This window comes from Cytobacillus praedii (assembly GCF_001439605.1).
GTDB lineage: Bacteria > Bacillota > Bacilli > Bacillales > Cytobacillaceae > Cytobacillus > Cytobacillus praedii.
Genome location: NZ_LMBX01000021.1, coordinates 13,361 through 36,968 on the forward strand (window position 1 = coordinate 13,361; position 23,608 = coordinate 36,968).

General features: G+C 37.4%; 21 protein-coding genes. All 21 read right to left on the reverse strand.

Going from position 1 to position 23,608, the window contains the following annotated elements:
• Window positions 1-22: 22 nt before the first annotated feature.
• Window positions 23-1,312: a cell division protein FtsA gene (ftsA, locus tag ASU02_RS19185; RefSeq protein ID WP_057766616.1), complete on the reverse strand. Its 1,290-nt coding sequence runs from the start codon at window positions 1,310-1,312 to the stop codon at window positions 23-25.
• Window positions 1,313-1,572: 260 nt separating this feature from the next.
• On the reverse strand, window positions 1,573-1,935 hold the full coding sequence (locus ASU02_RS19190) for a small basic family protein (protein WP_057766618.1): 363 nt from the start codon (window positions 1,933-1,935) through the stop codon (window positions 1,573-1,575).
• Window positions 1,935-2,669, reverse strand: a complete 735-nt coding sequence (locus tag ASU02_RS19195) for a DUF881 domain-containing protein (protein WP_057766619.1) — start codon at window positions 2,667-2,669, stop codon at window positions 1,935-1,937. Before ASU02_RS19195 ends, ASU02_RS19190 begins: the two co-directional genes overlap by 1 nt.
• 101 nt (window positions 2,670-2,770) lie before the next feature.
• On the reverse strand, window positions 2,771-3,487 hold the full coding sequence (locus tag ASU02_RS19200) for a DUF881 domain-containing protein (RefSeq protein WP_057766621.1): 717 nt from the start codon (window positions 3,485-3,487) through the stop codon (window positions 2,771-2,773).
• Window positions 3,453-4,253 carry a cell division protein FtsQ/DivIB gene (locus ASU02_RS19205; protein ID WP_057766623.1) on the reverse strand — a complete coding sequence of 267 codons (801 nt, stop codon included), beginning with the start codon at window positions 4,251-4,253 and terminating at the stop codon, window positions 3,453-3,455. The genes ASU02_RS19200 and ASU02_RS19205 overlap by 35 nt, the downstream gene beginning before the upstream one ends.
• A gap of 192 nt (window positions 4,254-4,445) precedes the next feature.
• Window positions 4,446-5,354 (reverse strand): UDP-N-acetylmuramate dehydrogenase, encoded by a 909-nt coding sequence (gene murB, locus ASU02_RS19210; RefSeq protein ID WP_057766625.1) that lies wholly within the window; start codon window positions 5,352-5,354, stop codon window positions 4,446-4,448.
• Window positions 5,355-5,443: 89 nt separating this feature from the next.
• Window positions 5,444-6,538, reverse strand: coding sequence for an undecaprenyldiphospho-muramoylpentapeptide beta-N-acetylglucosaminyltransferase (murG, locus tag ASU02_RS19215; protein WP_057766627.1), 1,095 nt, complete (start codon window positions 6,536-6,538; stop codon window positions 5,444-5,446).
• A gap of 333 nt (window positions 6,539-6,871) precedes the next feature.
• Complete coding sequence (gene spoVE, locus ASU02_RS19220) at window positions 6,872-7,972, reverse strand: stage V sporulation protein E (protein ID WP_057766630.1); 1,101 nt, start codon at window positions 7,970-7,972, stop codon at window positions 6,872-6,874.
• Between the two features lie 112 nt (window positions 7,973-8,084).
• Window positions 8,085-9,437 carry a UDP-N-acetylmuramoyl-L-alanine--D-glutamate ligase gene (murD, locus tag ASU02_RS19225; protein WP_057766632.1) on the reverse strand — a complete coding sequence of 451 codons (1,353 nt, stop codon included), beginning with the start codon at window positions 9,435-9,437 and terminating at the stop codon, window positions 8,085-8,087.
• Window positions 9,438-10,412, reverse strand: a complete 975-nt coding sequence (mraY, locus tag ASU02_RS19230; protein ID WP_057766634.1) for a phospho-N-acetylmuramoyl-pentapeptide-transferase — start codon at window positions 10,410-10,412, stop codon at window positions 9,438-9,440.
• Complete coding sequence (locus ASU02_RS19235) at window positions 10,409-10,876, reverse strand: hypothetical protein (RefSeq protein ID WP_057766635.1); 468 nt, start codon at window positions 10,874-10,876, stop codon at window positions 10,409-10,411. Before ASU02_RS19235 ends, mraY begins: the two co-directional genes overlap by 4 nt.
• Before the next feature lies 1 nt (window position 10,877).
• Entirely contained in the window at window positions 10,878-12,338 is a 1,461-nt protein-coding gene (locus ASU02_RS19240) for a UDP-N-acetylmuramoyl-L-alanyl-D-glutamate--2,6-diaminopimelate ligase (RefSeq protein WP_057766637.1), read from the reverse strand.
• A 124-nt stretch (window positions 12,339-12,462) separates the two neighbouring features.
• On the reverse strand, window positions 12,463-14,379 hold the full coding sequence (locus tag ASU02_RS19245) for a stage V sporulation protein D (protein ID WP_057766639.1): 1,917 nt from the start codon (window positions 14,377-14,379) through the stop codon (window positions 12,463-12,465).
• Between the two features lie 67 nt (window positions 14,380-14,446).
• Complete coding sequence (locus tag ASU02_RS19250) at window positions 14,447-16,705, reverse strand: penicillin-binding protein (protein WP_057766641.1); 2,259 nt, start codon at window positions 16,703-16,705, stop codon at window positions 14,447-14,449.
• Window positions 16,705-17,070, reverse strand: coding sequence for a cell division protein FtsL (gene ftsL / locus ASU02_RS19255; RefSeq protein ID WP_057766643.1), 366 nt, complete (start codon window positions 17,068-17,070; stop codon window positions 16,705-16,707). The genes ASU02_RS19250 and ftsL overlap by 1 nt, the downstream gene beginning before the upstream one ends.
• Before the next feature lie 35 nt (window positions 17,071-17,105).
• Window positions 17,106-18,038 carry a 16S rRNA (cytosine(1402)-N(4))-methyltransferase RsmH gene (rsmH, locus tag ASU02_RS19260; RefSeq protein WP_057766645.1) on the reverse strand — a complete coding sequence of 311 codons (933 nt, stop codon included), beginning with the start codon at window positions 18,036-18,038 and terminating at the stop codon, window positions 17,106-17,108.
• A 33-nt stretch (window positions 18,039-18,071) separates the two neighbouring features.
• Window positions 18,072-18,503 carry a division/cell wall cluster transcriptional repressor MraZ gene (mraZ, locus tag ASU02_RS19265; protein WP_057766647.1) on the reverse strand — a complete coding sequence of 144 codons (432 nt, stop codon included), beginning with the start codon at window positions 18,501-18,503 and terminating at the stop codon, window positions 18,072-18,074.
• 265 nt (window positions 18,504-18,768) lie between these two features.
• Window positions 18,769-20,436: a bacillithiol biosynthesis cysteine-adding enzyme BshC gene (gene bshC / locus ASU02_RS19270; protein ID WP_232426301.1), complete on the reverse strand. Its 1,668-nt coding sequence runs from the start codon at window positions 20,434-20,436 to the stop codon at window positions 18,769-18,771.
• Window positions 20,437-20,582: 146 nt separating this feature from the next.
• The gene (locus ASU02_RS19275) at window positions 20,583-20,978 is read right to left on the reverse strand and encodes a DUF3397 domain-containing protein (protein ID WP_057766649.1); all 396 of its coding nucleotides are present in this window, start codon (window positions 20,976-20,978) and stop codon (window positions 20,583-20,585) included.
• Window position 20,979: 1 nt separating this feature from the next.
• Window positions 20,980-21,885: a 2-dehydropantoate 2-reductase gene (locus ASU02_RS19280; protein WP_057766651.1), complete on the reverse strand. Its 906-nt coding sequence runs from the start codon at window positions 21,883-21,885 to the stop codon at window positions 20,980-20,982.
• A gap of 134 nt (window positions 21,886-22,019) precedes the next feature.
• Complete coding sequence (locus ASU02_RS19285) at window positions 22,020-23,561, reverse strand: acyl-CoA carboxylase subunit beta (RefSeq protein ID WP_057766654.1); 1,542 nt, start codon at window positions 23,559-23,561, stop codon at window positions 22,020-22,022.
• Window positions 23,562-23,608 lie beyond the last annotated feature (47 nt).

Consider the following 23,608-nt stretch of genomic DNA (forward strand, 5'->3'; position numbering starts at 1 on the left):
ATGTTCCTAAAGAACACCATTTTTACTCAAAAAAGTATCCAAGGAACTTCTTCACTCTTGATGTAATTTTTTCTTCCGGTTGCTTTTCCGGCTTTGCTTTCGGTTGCGGTTGTTTTTGTACGCGTTTTTCTTTCATTTCTTGGGTATTGACAGGGGCAGTTCCCCCCATCTTTCTGCCTTGCATCTTCGCATTTTTATAAGCAAATTTTATGAGTCCTACTGCTGTTGTATATTGCGGCTCTCTAACACCAATATAATCTGGAATGGCAATACGAACCCGATTTTGAAATACATCCTGTGCTAATTCTAGTATTCCTTGAGTGTTTGCTACCCCGCCAGACAATACATACCCGCCAGGTAAATCATGAGTACCAAGTCGTCTAATTTCGTTTTGAATGAGATCAAAGATTTCTTCCATTCTCGCCTCGATAATATCAGATATTTCCAGCTGATTAAACTGCTGATGCTGGTCACTTCCAATAATCGGAACACTAAACACTTCATCTTCTGACGCATGATCATAGAATGCATATCCATATTTTGTTTTTATCTTTTCGGCATCCTCTGTAGATGTGCGGAGACCTATTGATAAATCCTTAGTAATATGCTCACCGCCAACAGGCAGGACACTTGTAGCCTTAAGGACCCCTTGCTCAAAAAGTGCAATGGTTGTTGAACCACCGCCAATGTCAACAAGGGCAACACCAAGATTTTTTTCATCCTTGGATAAAGCATAGGCACCAGCTGCTAAAGGCTGAAGTGTAATATCAATAATCTCGAGCCCAGCGCGTTCAACACATCGTAATGTATTATGTAAGATAGTCTTCGATCCGGTAATGATTGTTCCTTCCATTTCTAGCCGAACACCAATCATCCCTCGAGGATCACTAATTTCATCTAACCCATCGACAATAAACTGCCGGGGAATTACATCAATAATATCTCTTTCTGGCGGAATCGAAACGACTTGTGCTGCATCAATGACTCTTGCAACGTCTTCGTTAGTTATTTCCCTATTCTCACTTGATACTGCTACAACACCATGTGAAGGCTGAAGCATGACATGGTTTCCGGTAATCCCAACTATTACACTAGTAATTTCCATTCCTATCATTCTCTCAGCCTGTTCAATTGCTTTCCTTATCGAATGAACGGTTTCATCTATATCAACAATGGAGCCTTTTCTTAAGCCCTCGGACTTTACACTGCCGACACCAATAATATTTAAAGAGTCATTGACCATTTCTCCAATGATAACCTTTACACTGGATGTACCGATGTCAAGACTTACATATATTTCATTGTTGTTCATTCTCTGGCACCTCCTTTTTTACATTTCCATAACCCAATAACTTTGAGCGTGTTATTTATTTAAACTTTAATTGTTTAAAAACTATATAGAATTGGTTTACTTCTCTTTTTTAGAATAAAAACGAGAATAAAAGGCGGGATCGGAGCAAAAATCCATTAAAATGGACATTAAAGCACTTGATTTGCCCCGATTTTTCCTTATATTAATTTATTTATACTATAAAATTATTCGTCAAAACTATCTTATTCCCTTTTTTAAAATTAATTTTTTTCTGTTTTTTCCTTGTTGCTTGTCCATTTCGTTAATAAGATTCTTCTAATAACTGCAATATTTTGGAATAATCTCACCCCGAATGCAAATACTGCCGCTAAATATAAGTCTACACCAAGATGGACACCTAGAAAAGCCAAACTTGCAGCAAGTACAATATTAAAAAAGAAACCTGATACAAAGACTTTTTCATCATAAATATTTTGCAGTTGAGCTCTAATTCCTCCAAAAAGAGTATCAAGACCTGCAAGCACAGCAATCGATAAATAATTCGCGTATTCCTCAGATACTTTTATTTCTGTAAATAATCCGAGAATTACACCAATAATCAAGCCTAACACCGGAAGCCACATTATGAATTGCCTCCTTTTTCAGGATCCACAGGCTTCATATCCCTAATTCTAATTGCATTTTGATAAGCAGGAATAGTTATTTTCCCTTCAGGTTTAATAACTTTTACCCGTAAATTGTCAACAAAAAATTCGTCAGCTGATTTTGAAACTTGCATCCTGTTGTATAATTTCTCAGCTCCCTTCGCATCCTCAGCAATGACCTTTATTTCAAATGGCAGTTTCTTAATGGAATGGCCATCAATTTTTGTTTCATTATTTATATCGCGAATAACTGTCGTATTTATTAGACGTTGATTGTCTATCGCTATATGTGATGCTTCATACATATTTAGTTCATTAACTAGTCTTTTTAATAAATCGGGAGAAACGTTTGAAACGGTTTTTCCAATGAGTAAATCTTCCATGACAGGCTCAATAGAGAGAATAATTCCATATCCAGTCACCTCTGTTAGTCCTGCTTCTTCTTTTAATTCCTCTAATGTGTCTCTTAATACTTGTTCCTTGCTATGTTTTAGCTCCGTTTCATATTGGGCAATTTTTGCTTCATGTGATTGAACCTCTCGGATCAATTTAAGCTGAAGCTCATTTTGTTTCAAGATATCATCACGAAGCTGCCATGTATCGCGCGTATCACGGACTTCCGGTTCTTTTACTGTTCGAAACTGGATTGCTATCATAAAACCTATAACGATAGCAATTAACGTAAAACTAAGATTTTTCTTCCTTTTGTCCACGTTTTTCACCTTGCTTTCCAAACTTTATTTAAAAAGTGGACGATTACTATATTTGAAGTCGAAAGGGTGGCTTTTCCCTCTGCAATACCTTTCGCTTTCAATTAAGAAGCCTGCAATAATGGCTCCATTATTACTTCAGCTTTTTCTTCTAAGGTAAATTGGATATTCTCATTAACTAAGGAATCCTTAACCCCTCCTGTTAAATTCAAAGCAGAAGATAAAACTTCAGCATCTCCAATAGCCGTTATAACAAATGGAGCAGGATGCTGGTAACCATCAATTTCTATTACAGGACCATTGCATAAAATATATGAATTATGTGTAAGTCTTTGTCCATTGATAGCAATGGCTGAAGCACCAGAAATATACAGTTCATTAATAACTTTAAAGACATGCTGTTCATGCACTATGTAATTATTAATATTCTCCTCATCTGGGTTGTAGGCGCCGTCAGAAAGCGTCACCTCAACGCCTTGGCCCTTTACATCTATTTTCCCAAGATACATTCTTAATTTCTCTGTATCTTCCGCAAGATTGAAGTAAACTTGGGCTTCTTGAGATAATTCATTTTCGATATCACGAACCCGCTCTTGTTTCTCGTGCAGTTCCTTTTGTAATGTGAGATTTTTTTTCTCCAATTCAACCAATTGATGGCGAAGCTCTAAATCTCTATCCCACTGTTTTCCCGTAATAGCCGCATTCTCCCCTTCACTCTTCGTCACATGATATGAAAAGGCAATTATATAGCCGAGAACAAGAAAAACTAGTGAAAATATTACATGATTACCCTTCACCTTCAGCTTCTTCTTTATCTTCATTTTCATCAGCTCCCTTTTGTTCATAAGCTTTAAAATAAGAGCCGACCTCTATGTCAATAACTCCTTCTTTTGCCGGGTCTAATTGGCTTACAATAGAAGGATAATGTGCCATTTTTTCTGAAAAGCTTCTTATCGTTGCACTTACCTCAAATCCATCATTCATAAAAAGAGTCACATGATAGGCATCGGTCTCTTTCGGGGAATGATGAATCTCAGAAATAGAATTAAACACTTCATCTGGCAATTTCCCCAGTTCCTCAATCATTTCATTCAGGACATTTCCTTCCGAAAATCCGATAAGTATCGGTGCATTCGCAGGAATTTCCCCATTCTTGCCAATATGCTTCAATATCTTTCCATTTTCATTCACAGGTAAATAACTCTTGTCCTTTTTTATGTAGGCAATCCGTTTATATTCCTTTATAGTAATCGAAACTGAACTCGGCAAATGAACTTTGACAGTTGCATCTTTAATTTCAGGAAGCTTTTTTAGTTTTTCCTCAACTGTTTTTTCTTTCACCTTCCAAATATTTGTATTCTCTGAAAGTCCAGCAGAATCAAGCAATTCTTGATCACTATAAAAAGAATTTCCCAAAACTTCAATTTTATGTACATGGCTTAATGGTGATTGGAAATAAACGATAAAAACAATAATTGAAAAGAAAAGAAGCAGTAAAAAAACAAGCCTTCTATTTGCTTTTTTTCGCCTTTGTTGTTTAAGTTTAGGAATCCGATCCTCAAGAGATACAATTTTCCCATTTTCCATTCCATTCACCTCAAGAGCTTACGAAATTACTTGTCCAATTATTGCATCCTAAAAGCGAGCACATGCCTTTAGGATGCAATAATTGAGAAAACAACGGCACGTTTTATACATGCCGCTTTTCCCCAAAATAAATCTAGGTCTTTAGAGTATAATTATATCACATGAAATGGAATAAGTAAGGATTATTTCCCGTTACTTTCGACCGATTATTTCCACTTCCGTATGCATCTCTATCTGGTATAACTCATAAATTTTTCCCTTAATAAAACTTATTAAAGACAACACATCTTGTGCTGTTGCAGTGCCTGTATTTACAATGAAATTGCCATGCATGTCGGAAATTTTTGCTCCTCCGATTGAATGCCCTTTTAATCCAGCATCCTGAACAAGCTTCCCAGCGTAATGTGGCAGAGGATTTCTAAATATGCTTCCAGCACACGGGAAATTCCATGGCTGTGTTTCTTTGCGATATTCCTTGTTTTTTTGCATTTCCGAGAAAATAATGTCTTTGTCTCCTGATTGCAGCTGGAAAACCGCTTCAAGAACAACACCGGGACGTTCCTTTTGGAGCACAGAGGTTCGATACGAAAACATCAGCTCTTTATTTGAAAGCCACTCAACTTTTCCGCTCTCAAAGAGTATGAGCGCCTTTGTTAATATTTTGGAAATATCAGAACCATGAGCGCCAGCATTCATAAAGACGGCTCCTCCAACAGAACCAGGAATGCCGCTTGCAAATTCTAACCCGCTTAGCCCTTGCCTGCTCAGTTGTGTAGATAGACTCACTAATGAATAACCGCCGCCTGCGGTCACTTCTGTTCCGTTTATCTCCAGCTTGGACATTCCTCGTCCAAGTTTAATTACTGCACCCTCTATCCCTAAATCTGACACAAGAAGATTCGATCCTCTTCCTATTGATGTCCAATTCACTTTATACTCATTTATTAGTTCCATCGTTTTTATCATATTTTCAATTGACGAAGGTTCAATAAATATATCAGCTGGACCGCCTATCTTCATGGTTGTATGGTTAGCTAAAGGTTCATTCTCCTTCACAATGCCAATATTTAATTCTTGGAGCTTTGAAATGAACTCATTCACTGCTATCTCCCGCCCTTCCAAACTTCAATAAATAATACTACTTTATGCATAAATGCATATAAGGGCTACTGCCCTTCTATGCAAACGTTTTACTTCTTCACAAGTTCTTCCATTAATTTATAAAGTCTCTTTGCCGCATCAGGTATTCCGAGTTTTTTTGCAGATTTTTTCATTTCCATTATTTTCTTATCATCCATTAAAATGTGATCCATGCACTCAACAAGTTTTTTACTTGTTAACTCTTGTTCTAACAAAAGAACAGCAGCACCATGATCACTTAATGCTCTTGCATTTTTCTCCTGATGATTATTTGTTACATATGGGCTTGGAATTAAAATACTTGGTATTCCTAAAGAAGTTAATTCTGCTAGTGTTGTTGCACCTGACCTTGCAACTGTTAAATCTGTTCCCGCAAGCACTTCAGGCATATTATGTACAAAAGGTTTAATAATGACGTTATTCGGACTTCCTATTAAATCAACTTCCTTTTTCACTTCTTCATAGTGAACTTCCCCAGTTACATATAATATCTGGTAAGGCTTTTCACCAAGTTCGGTCAAAGACTTTAAGACTGCTTCATTGATTGGTTTTGCCCCCCTGCTTCCGCCAACGATTAATACAAGCGGCACATTGGTTTTTAAACCAACCGAAAGTCGTCCCCTTATTCCGTCCTTTCCAAGAACCTCAGAAGCACGCGGATTTCCTGTTAGGACCACCTTTTCTTTAGGAAAATACTGCTTTGCTTCTTCAAAACAAACAGCCACACGGTCAACATACTTGCTAAGGAATTTATTCGTTAAACCAGGGACGCTGTTTTGTTCATGAATAATTGTCGGTATGCCAAGCTTTGCAGCAGCATATACGACAGGGCCGCATACATAGCCTCCTGTACCAATAACAACATCTGCTTTAAACTCCTTCAGCATTCTCTTACTCTCACGCACTCCCTTTAAAAACCTAAGCACGGTTTTTATGTTTTCAAATGAAAGCTTTCTCCTAAAACCTGTTATATGTATCGATTGAAAAGGAATATTTTCTCTTGGAACGATCGTACTCTCTAAACCTTTTTCAGTACCAATATATAAAAACTCTACGTTTTTTTCTTCCTTTTGAATTTCACGAATAAGGGCTAGAGCCGGGTATATATGTCCACCCGTTCCGCCGCCGCTAACAACAATCTTCATTATTTCACCTCAAAAGTCGAGTAAATTATAAATATAAAAAAATAGTGACTCCACTTTCCACTATTCTACTATATAAAAACCCATGATTAAAAACAGAAAACGTTTTGATATGTAAATGTAATAAATTTTAGGTATATCATCCTGCATTATGTCTTTTTTTTAATGGCTTAGTTAAATACGCTGTTGATTTTGCTGCAGCCACTCTCATACAGCGATATAGGAGGAGCTGACTCTCTGGCAACCATTACTGTTTTTCAGAGAGCTTAATTTTCAACAAAAAAGTTTTATTACACAAGAAAAATAAAAAGAAACCCTGCTGCACAGGGTTGGTCATTAAAATCTTGAGTAACGGCTAATATTTAATAATACACCAATAGCCATCAGCATAAGGGTTAATGAAGATCCCCCATAACTTAAAAACGGAAGAGTAATACCAGTTACTGGCATTAATCCGGTAACAACCCCAATGTTTATCATTACCTGAATGGCTACCATCGCCACAATTCCTACTGCAAGAAAGCTCCCATATAAATCTGGTGCCCCAAGCGCGATCCTTATTCCCCTCCATAGCAGCAGAGCAAATAATAAGATGACGAAAGAACCGCCGATAAACCCTAGTTCCTCGGACAAAATAGCAAAAATAAAATCTGTTTGCGGTTCAGGCAGGTAAAAAAATTTCTGCCTGCTTTGTCCAAGACCTAATCCGAATAATCCGCCTGGTCCAATCGCATACAAGGATTGTATGATTTGAAAACCGCTTCCTAATGGATCTTCCCATGGGTCTAAGAATGAGGTAATTCTCTTCATCCGATATGGAGCTGAAAGAACAAGGCCGACAAATCCAGATAAACCAATGAGTCCTAGAATGACGAAATGGCGTATCCTTGCACCAGCAATAAAAATCATAACAATACATGTACCGACCATTACCGTCCCTGTTCCTAAATCTGGCTGCAGCATAATAAGTCCAAAAGCTAAAAATACTAATCCTAAGGAGGGAACTAATCCTTTTCTAAATGAAGTAATCAGTTTCTGCTTTTCAGATAAAAATTTGGCTAAAAACGAAATCATTGCAAGCTTCATAAATTCGGACGGCTGAATAGAAAAAGCACCTACACCAATCCAGCTCCTTGATCCATTTCTTTCATTCCCAATCCCTGGTATTAGTACTATTATTAATAAAACAAAGCAGATAATAATAATAACTTTAGCCCAAGTTCTCCAAGTCCAGTAATCAATGTTCATAATGAAAAACATGGCCGCGATCCCAACAGCTGCAAAAAGCATTTGTCTTTTTGCGAAAAAAAAGGAATCGTTAAATTTATACTCTGCCCATACTGCACTCGCACTGTATACCATTGTCAGTCCTACAGCAAGCAATGTAAGTGTTACGATTATTAATATTAGATCGGGAGTCGTTCTTTTTGTTGGCAACTAAAACACCTCGAATGCAAGTTTTAGGGCTTTGTAACGAAAGCTTTAACTCGCATACAAGCGAATAAGATGACTCACCATGCTGTATTTCTAATAAATCGTGTCCAAGCCCTCACTTAAGCATATGCACCGCTTGTATAAAAATGTCTCCCCTGACCTCAAAAGTTTTATATTGATCCCAGCTTGCACAAGCAGGAGATAAAAGGATCACATCCCCTGGTTCAGATAGCTGGTAGGCTACGGGTACGGCTTTTTCCACATTATCGACACGCTTAATTGTTTTTATTCCTGCACTTTTAGCTGCACGTTCGATTTTTTCTGCTGTTTGTCCGAATGTAACAACCGATTTTACATTTTTTAAATAGGGAATTAGCTCATCAAACTCATTTCCCCGATCCAATCCACCTGCCAATAGAATAATCGGCTCTTTGAAGGCAGCAATTGCATTTTGTGTTGCTAGCATATTCGTTGCCTTTGAATCATTGTAAAATTTTCTTTCCTTAAATTCAGAAATAAATTGCAGGCGATGTTTAACTCCTGAGAATGTATTCAACACATTAAATATTGCTTGATTATTAACACCTGAAAGCTTTGAAGCCGCTATTGCAGATAAGATATTCTCTAAATTATGCGCCCCAGGCAAAAGAATATCTTTAGTTTCCATGATTGGTTCATCATTAAAATAAATCCAGCCTTCCCGGATATAAGCACCTTCCTGCAATACTCGTCTAGTTGAGAAAGGAATAATTTTGGCGTTTGACTCTTTTGCAACAGCCATCGTTTCCTCTTGCTCAGCATTGACGATAAAAAATTCGCTTGAAGTCTGATTTTTAGTAATATTTGCTTTTGCTTGCACGTAATCTTTTCTTGTCCCATGATAATCGAGATGTGCATCATAAAGATTCGTTAATATTGCGATCCTTGGATTAAATGTTTCAATGCCCATTAGCTGAAACGAGGAAAGTTCAATAACAATCGTGTTTTCAGGTGATGCCTCCTGTGCAACAGTTGAAGCAACAGTCCCAATATTCCCAGCGATAAGCGGGAGTTTTTCACCTTTTTTAAGCATGTCAAAAACAAGCGTAGTTGTTGTTGTTTTTCCGTTTGTTCCAGTAATAGCAACAAAAGGAGCCTCAGAAATTTGATAGGCAAGCTCGACCTCAGTAATAACAGGGATTCCCATCTCAATCGCTCTTTGAATCATTGGATTGTGATAAGGTATACCTGGATTTTTAACAACTAGCTGAAACCCTTCATCAAGCAATTCTACAGGGTGCCCCCCACAAATTACCGTAATCCCCTGTTCAAGAAGCTCTTGTGCTTCAACATTCTCTGACAAAGGCTTAAAATCGTTTACGGTTACAAATGCACCAAGCTTATGTAATAAAGAAGCTGCAGCAACCCCGCTTTTTGCTAGTCCCAGGACTAGTACTTTTCTATGAAGATAGTGATTAATCTGTTTCAATTACATCCACACCTCGATATAAATTCCAAGAATTGCACACAGCAAACCAACAGTCCAAAATGTAACAACTACACGCCACTCTGACCAACCAACTAACTCATAGTGATGATGTAATGGACTCATGCGAAAAATTCTTCTTCCCGTAGTTTTAAAAGAAATAACCTGAAGAATTACTGAAAGCGTTTCGATAACAAATACGCCGCCAATAATAATTAATATGATCTCCAGCTTTGTTAAAATCGCGACCGCCGCAATCGCTCCACCTAATGCAAGCGAGCCAGTGTCTCCCATAAAAACCTTTGCCGGATGAGCATTAAAAACTAGAAAACCTAGAACTGCACCAGAAACTGCAACAGAAAAGATCGATATTTCAAACTGAGACAAATTCCACGCCAAAACAGCAAACGCTCCAAAAGCGATTGCTGCAGTCCCAGAGAGCAGACCATCTAAGCCATCGGTAAGATTTACTGCATTTGAAAAACCAACAAGCCAGAAAATAATAAAGAATACGTAAAACCACCCTAAATCAAAAGAGTAATCTGTTAAGGGGATATGAATCGCCGTTGAAAACTCATTTTGTCTTAGAACAAGGTAAAAAATAACGGATATAACAATTTGCCCAAGCAATTTTTGCAATGAAGTCAAACCTAAGTTTCTCTTCATAACTACTTTGATAAAATCATCTAAAAATCCGAGTAAGCCAAATCCCAGTGTTACTAGCAGAAGCAAATAAATTTTCATTGTTGGTTCAGAAAATTTACTAGTCATAACCAACGTTGTAATTGTAATGGAGAGAAGAATCATAATTCCCCCCATCGTTGGTGTCCCTGATTTTTTCAGATGAGACTGCGGACCTTCTTCTCGAATACTTTGCCCGAACTTTAACCTCCGTAAGAAGGGAATAAAAAGCGGAGAAAGCAATGCTGATATTAAAAAGCCCATGATAATTGTGAAAATAATAACCTTCTCCATCATTTTGCTCCCTCCTTTCCGATCTGGAGCTGTTCCTTTACAGTAAGTATTTTTTCTGCCATTACAGCAATATCATATGTTGATTCGTTTTCTTTCAGACGTACTTCATCTAAAAAAAGAAAATTCGTTACTTCTTTTCGTGTTTGATTCATATTCACATTACTTATATTTTCTATATATAGTTCCATCATGTCCTTTAAGCCTTTCAATAAGTCATTTGTAATAAAAATTGGAAAATGATTAGGAGTATAGGAAGGGATACGTTCTCTCTGATCCCATAATGCAGCAATTGCTCCATTTTCTATCGCCTGACTCAGCTTCCCTGATCCTTCTTCAAAAGGAATGAATATTCCCTTCGGCTGCAATACAGCTGAATTTGACGCGACCGTATGAAAATACAGCTCATTATCCTGTATCCCATATTTATTTGGAAACAGTTTCGCTAAATCACCATACGTTAAAAACATTTTATCGCCCCTCTATCGCCTCTTTTGCTACTTCTCGGTCATCAAAGTGAATAATTTGATGACCTATTATTTGATATGTTTCATGCCCCTTCCCAGCAATTAAAATAACATCCCCTGCATTTGCCGCTTTGACTGCGTAATTAATGGCTTCTTTTCGATCAATTATAGTCTTGTATTGATATCCTTGAACTCCCTCTTCCATATCTTTTAAGATTTGTTCTGGGTCTTCGCTCCTTGGATTATCAGATGTAAAGATTGGATCAGAACTATAGCGGCAAGCAATTTCTGCCATAAGCGGGCGTTTTGAACGATCTCTATCCCCTCCGCAGCCAACAATGACAAATACCCTTTTCTTCGCAAACTGCTTTACTGTAGTAAGAGCATTTTGCAAACTGTCTGGGGTATGAGAATAATCGACAATAACAGAAAAGTCCTGCCCTGCATCTACCGTTTCAAAACGTCCTGAAACCCCTTTTACTTCTTTGATTGATTGAATAATTTTTTCAATAGGTATCCCAGTTGCGATGCCTGCTCCAATGCTTGCAAGCACATTATACACACTGAACTTACCGATCAGCTGCATGGATACGCTATAGCTGCCAAACGGACTTATTAACTCAAATGTTGTTCCATTAGAAGTCATTTGAATATTTTTCGCCTGCAGGTCTGACTTTTTATCAATTCCATATGTTAATATATGTGCCGCCGTTGCCCTTATAAACGATGTTGACGCTTCATCATCATTATTTACTATTGCAAATTTAGGAGGATTATGCTGAAAACAACTGCCAAGCTGAGAAAATAACAGCCCTTTTGCCTGTTTATAGGCTTCCATTGTTTTATGGTAATCTAAATGATCCTGGGTTAGATTTGAAAATACAGCAATATTAAAGTCACACCCATGAATCCGTCCTTCATCAAGGGCATGTGAGGAAACCTCCATAACTGTAGAACTTACACCAGCGTCGACCATTTGTTTGAAAATTTTCTGCAAGGTTAAACTATCAGGTGTCGTATTTTTTATTTCATATTCTTTTCCACCAATTTTAGTATACATGGTGCCAATTAACCCTGTTTTTTTCCCTGAATCAAAAATGATCTTTTCGATTATATGACTTATGGTTGTTTTTCCATTTGTACCAGTAATACCAATTAAATGGAGCTTCTTGCTTGGCTGTCCGAAATAGGCATCAGCTAGCACAGCCATTGATCTTTTTGAATTAGGAACTACAATGACAGGAACAGGAAGGTTCATATCCTTTTCCGCTATAATTGCAGCTGCACCATTTTGAACGGCTAATTCTGCATAGTCATGTCCATCAACATTAAATCCTTTAATACAAATAAACAGGCTGCCTTTCTGGATGTTTCTACTGTCATTTTCAATTGAAGATATGTCTGGGTTTTCTCCGCTGTAAGTCTTATATGGCTGCAAATAAGAAATGAGCGTATGTAATTTCATCTCAATCACCCCCACAATCATCGCGATTTTCATTTTACATGAAATCTACCTATTTAGCTATTTGTTTATAATTGGAAAAGACAGTGGAAATATGGGCAGCAATGAGGCCGCCCTTTAGAAAGATTTATTCCTCATCAAAATATAGTCGAATTGTTGAACCTTCTTTTAATTTTATGCCTGCTTCAGGTGTCTGTTTTACTACTTTATTACCTGTTCCGCTTGCATCAATTTTCAAGTTTATAAATAATTCACCCAACTCTTGTTTTGTTATTCCTACTAAATCAGGCACTTCAATCATCGGAACATCAGGCCACTTATATTTTTTTTCTATTTGATCTTTTCTAGGTTCTACACCTATCGCTCTTAAACTATCTTTCATAATATTCCCAACTATTGGAGCCGCGACTACTCCGCCGAATTGCATTGTTCCTTTCGGATTATCAACAGCTACATACACAACTAGCTCTGGATCATCTGCAGGGGCGAACCCAATAAATGACACAATATGATTATTCTCTAGATATTTTCCACCTTTCGCCTTTTGTGCAGTCCCCGTCTTCCCGCCTACTCGATACCCTTCAATAAATGCATTTCCGCCAGTGCCTTGAGCGACGACACTTTCTAATGCGTATCTAATTTTATCTGACGTATCTTTGGAAATAACTGTTCGTTTCGCATTTGGGGTTTTCCTCATTACGATTTCTCCTGTTTTAGGATCAACCAGTTCTTTTGCAACATAAGGTGTATACAAGGTACCCCCGTTTATTGCTGCTGAAACGGCAGCTACCTGTTGAATCGGTGTAACAGAAACCCCTTGGCCAAATGCAGTTGTTGCTTGTTCTACCGGACCAACACGATCAAGATTAAACAAGATTCCGGTTCCTTCACCTTGAAGATCAATTCCCGTTTTTTCTCCAAATCCAAAATCCTTAATATACTTGAACAGTTTCTCTTTCCCTAAACGTTCGCCAAGCTCAACGAAACCAGGATTACAGGAATTTTGGACAACCTCTAGGAAAGACTGGCTTCCATGTCCGCCTTTCTTCCAGCATCTTAAGCGTGCACCTCCGACTTTGACAAAGCCTGGATCATGAAAATGATCTTTTTCTAAGTCAACCTTTCCTTCCTCTAAAGCGGCAGCTAATGTGATAATTTTGAAGGTTGATCCTGGTTCATACGTACTCCAAATCGGCAAATTTCGATTAAATATTTCTGGGGAAACATTGCGGAAATTTGCAGGATCAAATCCTGGTCTGCTTGCCATCCCTAGAATCTCACCGTTATTTGGATTCATTGCGATAGCGATAATCCCATCTGGATTATACGTTGCTTCGGCAATATCCAACTCTCGTTCCATAATGGTCTGAACCTTTGAATCAATTGTTAGTCTTAAATCTAATCCATCGACAGGCGCCTGGTAATCATCGGCCATATCATTCATCCGTTCACCCTTTGCATTCGCATAAAACTGAACAGATCCCTTCTTCCCCTTTAATTCTTTATCATAATATAACTCAAGTCCCATTAGTCCTTGATTATCAATCCCCGCAAAGCCAAGCACATGTGAAAGGTAGTCTCCGAAAGGATAATGACGTTTAGAATCCTCGCCAATATAGACACCTTCAAGATTTAATGCCCTTATTTCCTTCGCTTTCTCGTGAGAGATTTTTCTTCCGCCAGATATTCTTACGTACATTTCACGCTTTGTAATGTCTGTATGAATCTTTTCTTTAGAGGCATTTAGAACAGAACCTAATTTTTCGGCTGTATCTTTCGAATCCTTTACTTGTCTCGGAACAACATATATCGTTGGTGCACTTACATTTGTAGCAAGTGGCACTCCATTCCGATCCACTATTTCTCCTCTTTCAGGCTCGAAAGGAATATCCCTGCTCCATAATTCCTTTGCTCCATCAGTTAAGGCATTACTAAGAAAAAACTGGACATACCCAAGACGTAAATCAATGATAAAGAAGACAAGGATCCCAACTACTAAAGCAATCATTAAGCGTTTTCTTACTGTCACATTTGAAACACGCATGCAAGAACGAACCTCCTTAGATTATGGCTCGTTCCAATATATGCTTGTACCTTTTTGAATAGAATATTTAATCTTGAACTTCAACGTTTTCTTCCTCGGAATCTACATTATCTTCACCAGCTTCTTCTTCATCTCCTTCTGCCTTCATATATTTCTTACTCGGAAGCTCCAGCTCTACAATTAAATAATCTCCTTCTTTAAATGTTGATCCAGGTTTCAGGTTTTGCTTCACAACATAGCCATTGCCAACAGAATTCAGCTCTAAATTACCTAATTTAGCAACCTTCATGACATCCCTTAACGACCAGCCAGTCATATCAGGAATCATTTGCTCATTATCTGTTAGCAGCACAACATTTTCCCCTGTCATCAGTTTGGTGTCCTTTGCTGGAAGCTGATCGATAACCTTCTTTCCTTTGCCCATTATAATCGGAGTTACGCCCTTCTTACTTAATATATTTTTTGCTTCCTCTGCAGATGACCCAATTACACTTGGAATTTTCTCGTATTGAACTTTTTTCTGTTCCTCAGGCTCGATATTTAAGTATTGAAGACTGCTCTTCATAACTGGTTTAAATATATCTGCCACTGGCTGTGCGCCGCTCGTATGAAGATCGATTTGCGGCTGTTGGACAGCAACATACACAATTAATTTAGGATCGTCAGTCGGAGCCATTCCTAAAAAAGAAAAGAAAAGATTTTGACGTCCTGTCAAATATCCTCCGCCTGGTTTCGGTATTTGTGCTGTTCCTGTTTTCCCAGAAACCTCATAGCCATCAATATTAAATAATTTATAACCAGTCCCTTTTGGAGTGGAAACGACATCCTCCAAAATATCTCTTACCTCTTTTGCTGTTTTGGCGGAAATTGGATTTCCGCTTACTTCCGGTTCCGTTTTTTCTACAGAATCTTTATTATTTGGATCAACAATTTTGCTTATAACATGTGGCTTCATCATCGTTCCACCATTCGCAACTGCTGTTGCTGCTTGAACTTGCTGAATCGGAGTGATTACCGATGCTTGCCCAAAGCCTGTTGTTGCTTTGTCCCGCGGCCATTCATATTGAATTTTCCCTGCCGCCTCATTAGGCAATTCAATACCAGTAGGCTGATCTAATTTAAATTTTGTGAGATACTCACGGAAAGTTTCATAGCCAAGTTTTTCTTTCACAATTTTTGCAAAAGCAACGTTTGAGGAACGAAGTACTCCTTCATAATAGGATATAGTTCCCCAGCCCTGGCCATTATTATGGTCACCGACAGGTCTTGATTTCGGGTCAACAGCATATCGGCCTGATTTATATAATTCATTCGGATTAAAGACGCCTTCTTCAATCGCAGCAGCTAATGTGAAAATTTTCATTGTTGAGCCTGGCTCAAAGGAGTTCTCAACTGCTTCATTATGCCATGTTTTAGAAATTCCTTCCTTTGTTTTCGGGTGAAAAGAAGGTCTTTGTGACATTGCCAGAATCTCCCCTGTTTTCGGGTCAGCTACAATTGCAATCATCTTTTCTGGCTTGTATTTTTCATCCACCTTACTCATTGAATCCTCAAGAAACGTTTGGATTTTCTTATCCAGTGTTAAATAAATATCCTTGCCATCAACAGCAGGTGTTACTTTTTCCTTCGTATCAGCTAATAAATATCCCCAAATATCGCTCTCATAATTTACTTTTCCATTTTTCCCAGTCAGAACATCATTCAGGCTTTGTTCAAGTCCTAACATGCCGACAGTTTCTGTTTTATTATCTTTGTTTTCCTTCTTCTCTACATATCCAACTAAATGAGACGCAAAAACTCCATTGGGATAGAATCGTTTAGTATCCTTAATAAAAGTGATGCCCGGCAGTTCTAACTCTTCAATTTCCCTTTTCTTTTGATTAGATAAGTCTCTTCCTGCTTTCCCGAACTCTACTTGAAAGGGCAGCTCATTTTTATCATTTAATTTCGTTAAGAGTCTATAAATCTCCGACTCTCCCATATCAATTACTTTAGAAAGCTCTCTTGCTGTTTTATCCGGATTGACCACATGCTTTGGATTTTTTTTATTCGTTGTCATGCTCTCATCTAAAATCGCAATCAATTTGTATGAGTTTGTATCGGTTGCAATGACTTCACCGTTGCGATCATAAATAGTTCCGCGCTTCGCTTCGATTGTTCTTTCCTTTTCATACTTTTGCTGAGCTTTTACAGCAAGTGTTTCTCCACCTGCCTCCCCAGTAATTTGAATTGAAATAAAACGATACAGTAAGACAAAAAAGAGCAGGCCAAATATTACAAATAATATCGCTGCTCCAAAATTAATATTCGGCTGTTTTTTTATCATTAATCTTGCACAACCTTCACATTATTTTCATTTAATTTTAGTCCTAATTCTTTTGCTTTTGACCAAATACGTTCGTATGTACTTAGTTCTCCCACTTGCATTTCAAGATCACCATTCACTTTTTGCTGTTCTTGAATCATCTTTTTTGTATCTTGAATATCTTTGTTCACTCCATATATATCCGCTTGATTAGAAACAATATGAACTGCTCCAAAACAAACCATTCCTGTAAAAATAATCCCCAATATCTTTTCACCAGGAGAAAGCCATGGACTTCTTACCTTTACTTTTTTTGGAGCCTTTACCATTTGTTTTTGCTGCTCTTGATGCTGTTCCTGATGAAGCTTTCGTGCTAGGTTACCCATAAATTCCCTCCTGTTTCATTTTTTTATTTGAGATCTCATAATTTTTCAGCTACACGCAGTTTTGCAGATCTCGCCCGGTTATTTTGCAGAAGCTCCTCTTCAGATGGAAGAGTTGGTTTTCTAGTAATTAGTTTAAGAATGGGCTTATATTCATCCGGAATTACTGGCAGCCCTGGTGGCAGATTAGGTGTCTCACTCGCTTTTTTAAACGTGGCTTTACAAATACGATCCTCAAGCGAATGAAAGGTGATCACGCTAATTCTTCCACCTGTATTTAGCAAATCAATCGCTTGCTGCAATGATTTTTCAAAAACACCTAATTCATCATTAACAGCAATTCGGATCGCTTGAAAAACTCGTTTTGCTGGGTGACCGCCTTTTCTTCTTGCAGGAGCCGGGATAGCTTCTTTGATTAATTCAACAAGTTCACCTGTTGTTTCAATTGGTGCCGTTTCCCTTGCCGCTTCAATTTTTCTGGCAATTTGCTTCGAAAATTTCTCTTCTCCGTATTTAAAGAAAATTTTCACTAAATCAGAATAACTCCAATGATTGATAACATCATAGGCGGAAAACTTTGCTTCCGTATCCATTCGCATATCGAGGGGAGCATCATTATGATAACTGAACCCTCGCTCTGGGGTATCCAATTGCGGAGAAGAAACACCTAAATCATATAAGATTCCATCAACTTTCTTAACTCCTATTTGCTCTAATTCCTCTTGAAGATACTGAAAATTACTCTTAATGATAGTTATTCGATCACCGTATTTAGCTAGTTTTTCTTTTGCATGTGCGATTGCCGTATCATCCTGATCAAAAGCGTAGAGCTTGCCTTTATCTGAGAGTTTGGACAAGATTAATTCACTGTGTCCAGCCCCTCCTAACGTACAATCCACATAGGTTCCGTCAGGATGAATATTTAGGCCATCTACCGTTTCCTCTAATAACACTGTTGTATGTTCAAACATAGTTGTCCACCTTTCTGGAGGCTTTTCGGCCATTTAGATATCAAACCCAATCATATTTTCTGCAATCTCGGAAAAAGATTCCTCTGAATCGGAGAAATAATCTTCCCAAATTCCCTTGCTCCATATTTCAATACGATTTGATACACCTAAAACGACACACTCTTTTTCAATTTTTGCATATTGCTGGAGCGGGGAAGCAATATTTATTCTTCCTTGTTTATCAATTTCACATTCAGTTGCACCTGAAAAGAAAAAACGGGTAAAGGCTCGGGCATCCTTTTTCGTTAGCGGCAAGCCTTTTAGCTTTTCCTCTAACAATATCCATTCATCTTTTGGGTAGCCAAATAAGCATTGATCTAGACCTCTTGTCAGAATAAAGGTTTCTCCTAGATTGTCACGGAATTTGGCTGGCACGATTAATCGGCCTTTGCTATCAACGTTATGATGATATTCACCCATGAACATGCCCACTAACCCCACTTTCTTACTCAAATGTACCACATTCCCCCACTTTCCTCCACATATTTTTAATATTCTATTGAAAGTTGTAATCCCCTTTACAAATTTTAGAATTTCACCATTTTTTCGTTCGTCTTTTCCCTACAAAAGAATGCAGGTAGTTCGCTTGACTTCTTCTCTTCAACAAAAAAAGACTGCATCAATTAAGAGATGCAGTCTTTTTTTGTTGATAATTATTATTTTATGTTTTAAAGAAAGGGTCCATCTTTGGTTAAATACGAATGATTTTGTGTGTGCCATCAAAAGTAAAATTGCCATTAAGAAGATCATTAATAAGTGTTGGGCCATGCTGATTAATAAAGTAAAAACTATTTAGTGTTCTTTCCTGCGGTGATCCAGCTGGCCAAAGAGCATTTTCTACCCTATCAAATTTATTAATAACAACTTCGTATTTCCTTTGTACGGACTCTTCCAGTTTATTTTCCATAAACACGATTTGATCAATTACTTTTCCTTCATTCTTTTTAAGTAAGGGAAGCATTCCTATATTTTCCGTTGTTATATAAGCCTCAAGCTTTTCATAATTAAAAAGTAACTCTTGCTTCATTTTCTCAAAAAGCTTATCAAGATTTTCATCCTTTAAATTTTGAAGGAAATCTCTTTTTTTCTTTTCTGTTCCAACCAGTAAGGTTTCTCGTAAATCTAATCCAAGTTCAGCCATGTCTGTTTCAATTGAGCGATCCAATAGTGTGATGTTTAACCGCGGCACAATCGGCGGCATTTTCAATCCAAACCATTCGAAAGCTTGTTTTAGCTCAGCCCAGTATGCAATCTCCCCTGGTCCAGCAATAAATGAAAGGGTCGGAAAAAGCCACTCTTGCATTAACGGTCTCGTAACAACATTATTACTGAGCCTCTCCGGAAATTCACCAGCTAATTCGAGCATCTGCTCAAGCGTCAATTGAACTTGACCATTCTTGCCAATAAATTGTTTGCTTTCACCGTTATAATCAAGTAATATTCTTTCATTATTTTCTTGATCATAATAAAAAAGATTCGCAGCTTGATCGCTAATATCAAGCGTACGTTCAAATCCATTCGATTTTAGCTCTTCTTGCTGCGCTTTCACTTTTTGCGTGATTTCCTTACAATCATTAATTTGCTTAATAAAGAATTCTTTTTCCAGTTTCCGGATTTTCTCGTCACCTGAGTCAATGATTAATAGCCCGGAGTCTTTAAAAAGATGCATTACAATCCATGCAAAGAAATCTACAAAGGTTTTTGATTCGTGTATAGCCTTATCAAAAACCTGTAGTAAATCCTTTGTATGGATTGTTTCACCAAAGGATTTAATGATCCCTTCAACCCATTGATAACAAAGGTTATGGTTCAGGTCAATTGTAGAAACCATTCTTTTATCAAGTACTTTTTCTGGATATATCTTTTTTTCTATTTTGTTATTTCTTTCAACAAAAACATGATTAACCTCTTGGTAATCATGATCCTCACCAGCTATCCAAAATACCGGAACAACAGGAACATTCAGTTCCTCTTCCTTCTGCTTAGCCAGAGCAATGATCGAAATAATTTTATGTATCGTATATAAAGGGCCAGTTAAGATCCCAGCCTGCTGACCACCTATAATGACAGTGCTATTACTTTCCTTAAACTTCTCAATTGACTCTTTAACCTTTTCCGATGCAGGAAATTTGTCCATGTATTCTTCAATGTGTGCTGCAAGCTCATTCCTCATGTACGAACGTTGTTGTATTTCGATTAATCTTTTTTCATATTCTAAATGATCATTAAATCGATAATGAAAATAGCTCTGAATTTCTGGTGTCTGTGCCAGATAATCAGTTGCAAACCGGTTCGTAGCCGGTAATGAGAGATTTAGAATCTCCATTTTTGAACTTCCTTTCTTATCATTAGTTTTCATTCCATTCTCTCTTGAATCAAATGGAGTTTTTCATTTCTCATTATTACCATAAGAGTATATCATTGTCCGTAATGAAAAGAAAAAAGTTTGTCTTGCAGAATTTTCAAAAGAAGAATAAACAACTACTGCTTCATATAAAAGGAATATTATTGCATTGCAACAAATGTATTTACACTTTGAACAAGACCAATAATAGTTAGAACGACATACGCCATAAGAAACAAAAGAAAATTAAAACGCCAGTAGCCTCGGAAAACTCGCGAGAAGTCAATTTCTTTCTTTATTTTCCAAAAAACAAGCACAAAAGCAATGGCGATAATTAGCATAAACAAAATAATCAACCAAAAATAATTATGTTCCCAGATCGTTAGAATTAAATGATGAACTGAAAAAATAAACAATAATGTAGTGATATCTAAAGCAATATGTACGGAACGACGATGTTTCTTCGTAATTTGTTTACAAATAATAAAGACTATTAAATAGCCTAATAGCGGAATTGTCGCAAAAGTAGCAATAATCGATGAAAAAATAGAACCCATTCTAATTCTTCCTCCCTTCATACTCCTTTCCCTTAATCAGATGATAGTAATTTTCTGAAAACGGAGCTTTTAATTGCTTTTCTCTTGCTTCTTCAAGAACAAAGCCGAGAATTGCTTCAATTTCTGTCGGACGATGTTCATCCAGGTCCTTTAGCATAGACGAACGATTTTCTGATGTGCTTCTGCAAATATCTTCTAAATGCCGAAAGGTTTTTTCCTTATTATTTATATTCAAAATTACACTTAATTCCTCATAATATTTTTTAAAAAGATAATAATAATGAGAATTCTCAAGGAGCATGCCATTATTTACATTTAGCACAGCCGTTAATGGATTAATAACTGCATTAACAATGAGCTTTTGTAATAGCATCTCATAGTAATCCTCCTGAAACATAAATGGAAAGTTCTCAATGGGGATTGCTAATAATTCAGCTAATTCTGTTCTGTTATTTCCTTGATAAAGGGCTAAATTAATTTGCCCTTCCCCTGTATGCAAGATATGATTGTCTTTTATTTTATTTGCACCATGCTCTACAGTACCTACAATAATCGTTTTATTATATAGCTCTTTCAGCATTTTTAAATGTCCCATTCCATTTTGGAGAAACACGAATGAGCCGTTTGCTAACTTATTTGAAACTTTAATTTTTTCAATAATTGAAGAAAGCTGGTACTGTTTCACCGCTATTATGGTTAATTCTTCTTCAGCATCCCAGCTTGAAAATAATGAAACATTTATCTTTTCATTGATCAATTTTTTTTTCTTTTCAAAAATTAAACCTTCTGTTAACAATATGTCCATTTGCCTTTTTGAACGGACAAAAACGTGAACTTCATGATGCTTCATTAAATAATGAGCAAGTAACAGACCAATCGATCCTCCACCAATGATCCCTATTTTCATAATTACCTCTTATATTTTAAGTATTTAGTCATATTTTAACAGAAAACTAAAAAATGTTGGGAAGAAAGTTACAGAATGACTCAATCAATGCAAAAAGACTCCTTCTCATCAAAAGAGGAAGGAGCCAAGAAGGATTAAACAGGATATACAGGATGCTTACGAACACTAAATATTAATTCTTTTGTTTCATACAAATCAAATCTTTCAATAAGTACATTTCTTAAGTCAAATGGAGAGACAATATCATCAACGATTAATTCTGAAGCTAATTTATATATATCAATATGCTCACTATATTCCCGCTGTTTTTCTTGAATATATGCTATTTTTTCTTTCGGATCCTCAATTTTTTCAATCTTATTTGAATAAACCGCGTTTACCGCTGCTTCAGGGCCCATTACTGCTATTTGAGCAGTAGGTAAGGCGATACAACAATCTGGTTCAAATGCAGGACCTGCCATGGCATACAATCCTGCTCCGTATGCTTTTCTAACGATTACTGATATTTTCGGAACCGTTGCAGAGCTCATCGCCGCGATAAGCTTTGCTCCATGACGGATAATACCAGCCTTCTCAACTTTTGTACCGATCATAAAGCCTGGGACATCAGCAAGAAATAGCAATGGAATATGGAATGCGTCACAAAGCTGGATAAATTTTGCTGCTTTATCAGCAGAGTCAACAAAGAGAACTCCGCCTTTTACACGCGGTTGATTTGCAATAATTCCTACTGTTCGCCCGCCTATTCGTGCAAGGCCAGTTACGATCTCCGCAGCAAAGAGCTTTTTGATCTCAAAAAAACTGCCTTCGTCAATTAATGCATCAATACATTCATACATATCAAATGGTGCATTTTGATTTTTAGGAATGATTTCCTCTAAATCTCGACCTTGTTTTGGTTCAACAGGCTCATGATTCTTAGGCATTTCTTTAAAACTCGCAGGAAAATATGTAAGGTAAGTTTTCGCAAGTTTAATCGCTTCTTCTTCATTCGATGCGAGAATATCACCACAACCGCTAACCGAGCAATGCATTCTTGCTCCACCCATTTCTTCAAGGGTAACTTTCTCACCGATTACCTTCTCAGCCATCCTTGGTGAACCGAGGTACATAGAAGCATTCTTATCGACCATAATCACAATATCGCAAAAAGCCGGTATATACGCTCCTCCAGCGGCAGAAGGTCCGAATAATAAACAAATTTGCGGAATCATCCCTGAAAGCTTAACTTGATTATAGAAAATCCGTCCCGCTCCTCGTCTATTCGGAAACATCTCAAGCTGGTCTGTTATTCTTGCACCAGCAGAGTCCACAAGGTAAAGAAGAGGTACCTTTAATTTTTCGGCCATTTCTTGAATACGGATGATTTTCTCAACCGTTCTTGCTCCCCATGATCCTGCTTTGACCGTAGAATCATTGGCCATTACGCAAACAGTTTGGCCATTAATCTTACCAGTCGCTGTAACAACTCCGTCTGCTGGCAAATCTTTTTCTGCACAATTCGCAAATTTCCCATCTTCTTCATACATTCCATTATCAAAAAGGAGTTCAAGTCTTTTTCTAACAAATAATTTATTTTGCTCTAGCAATTTTTCATGGTATTTCGAATGCCCGCCCGCTTCAATTTCACGGCTTTTTTCCTTAAGCTTTTCTATTAATGTATTTGCAGCTGTCATTCAAATCATCCTCCTTGCTCGTTAAAAATGGCGAACACTAGTCCAAG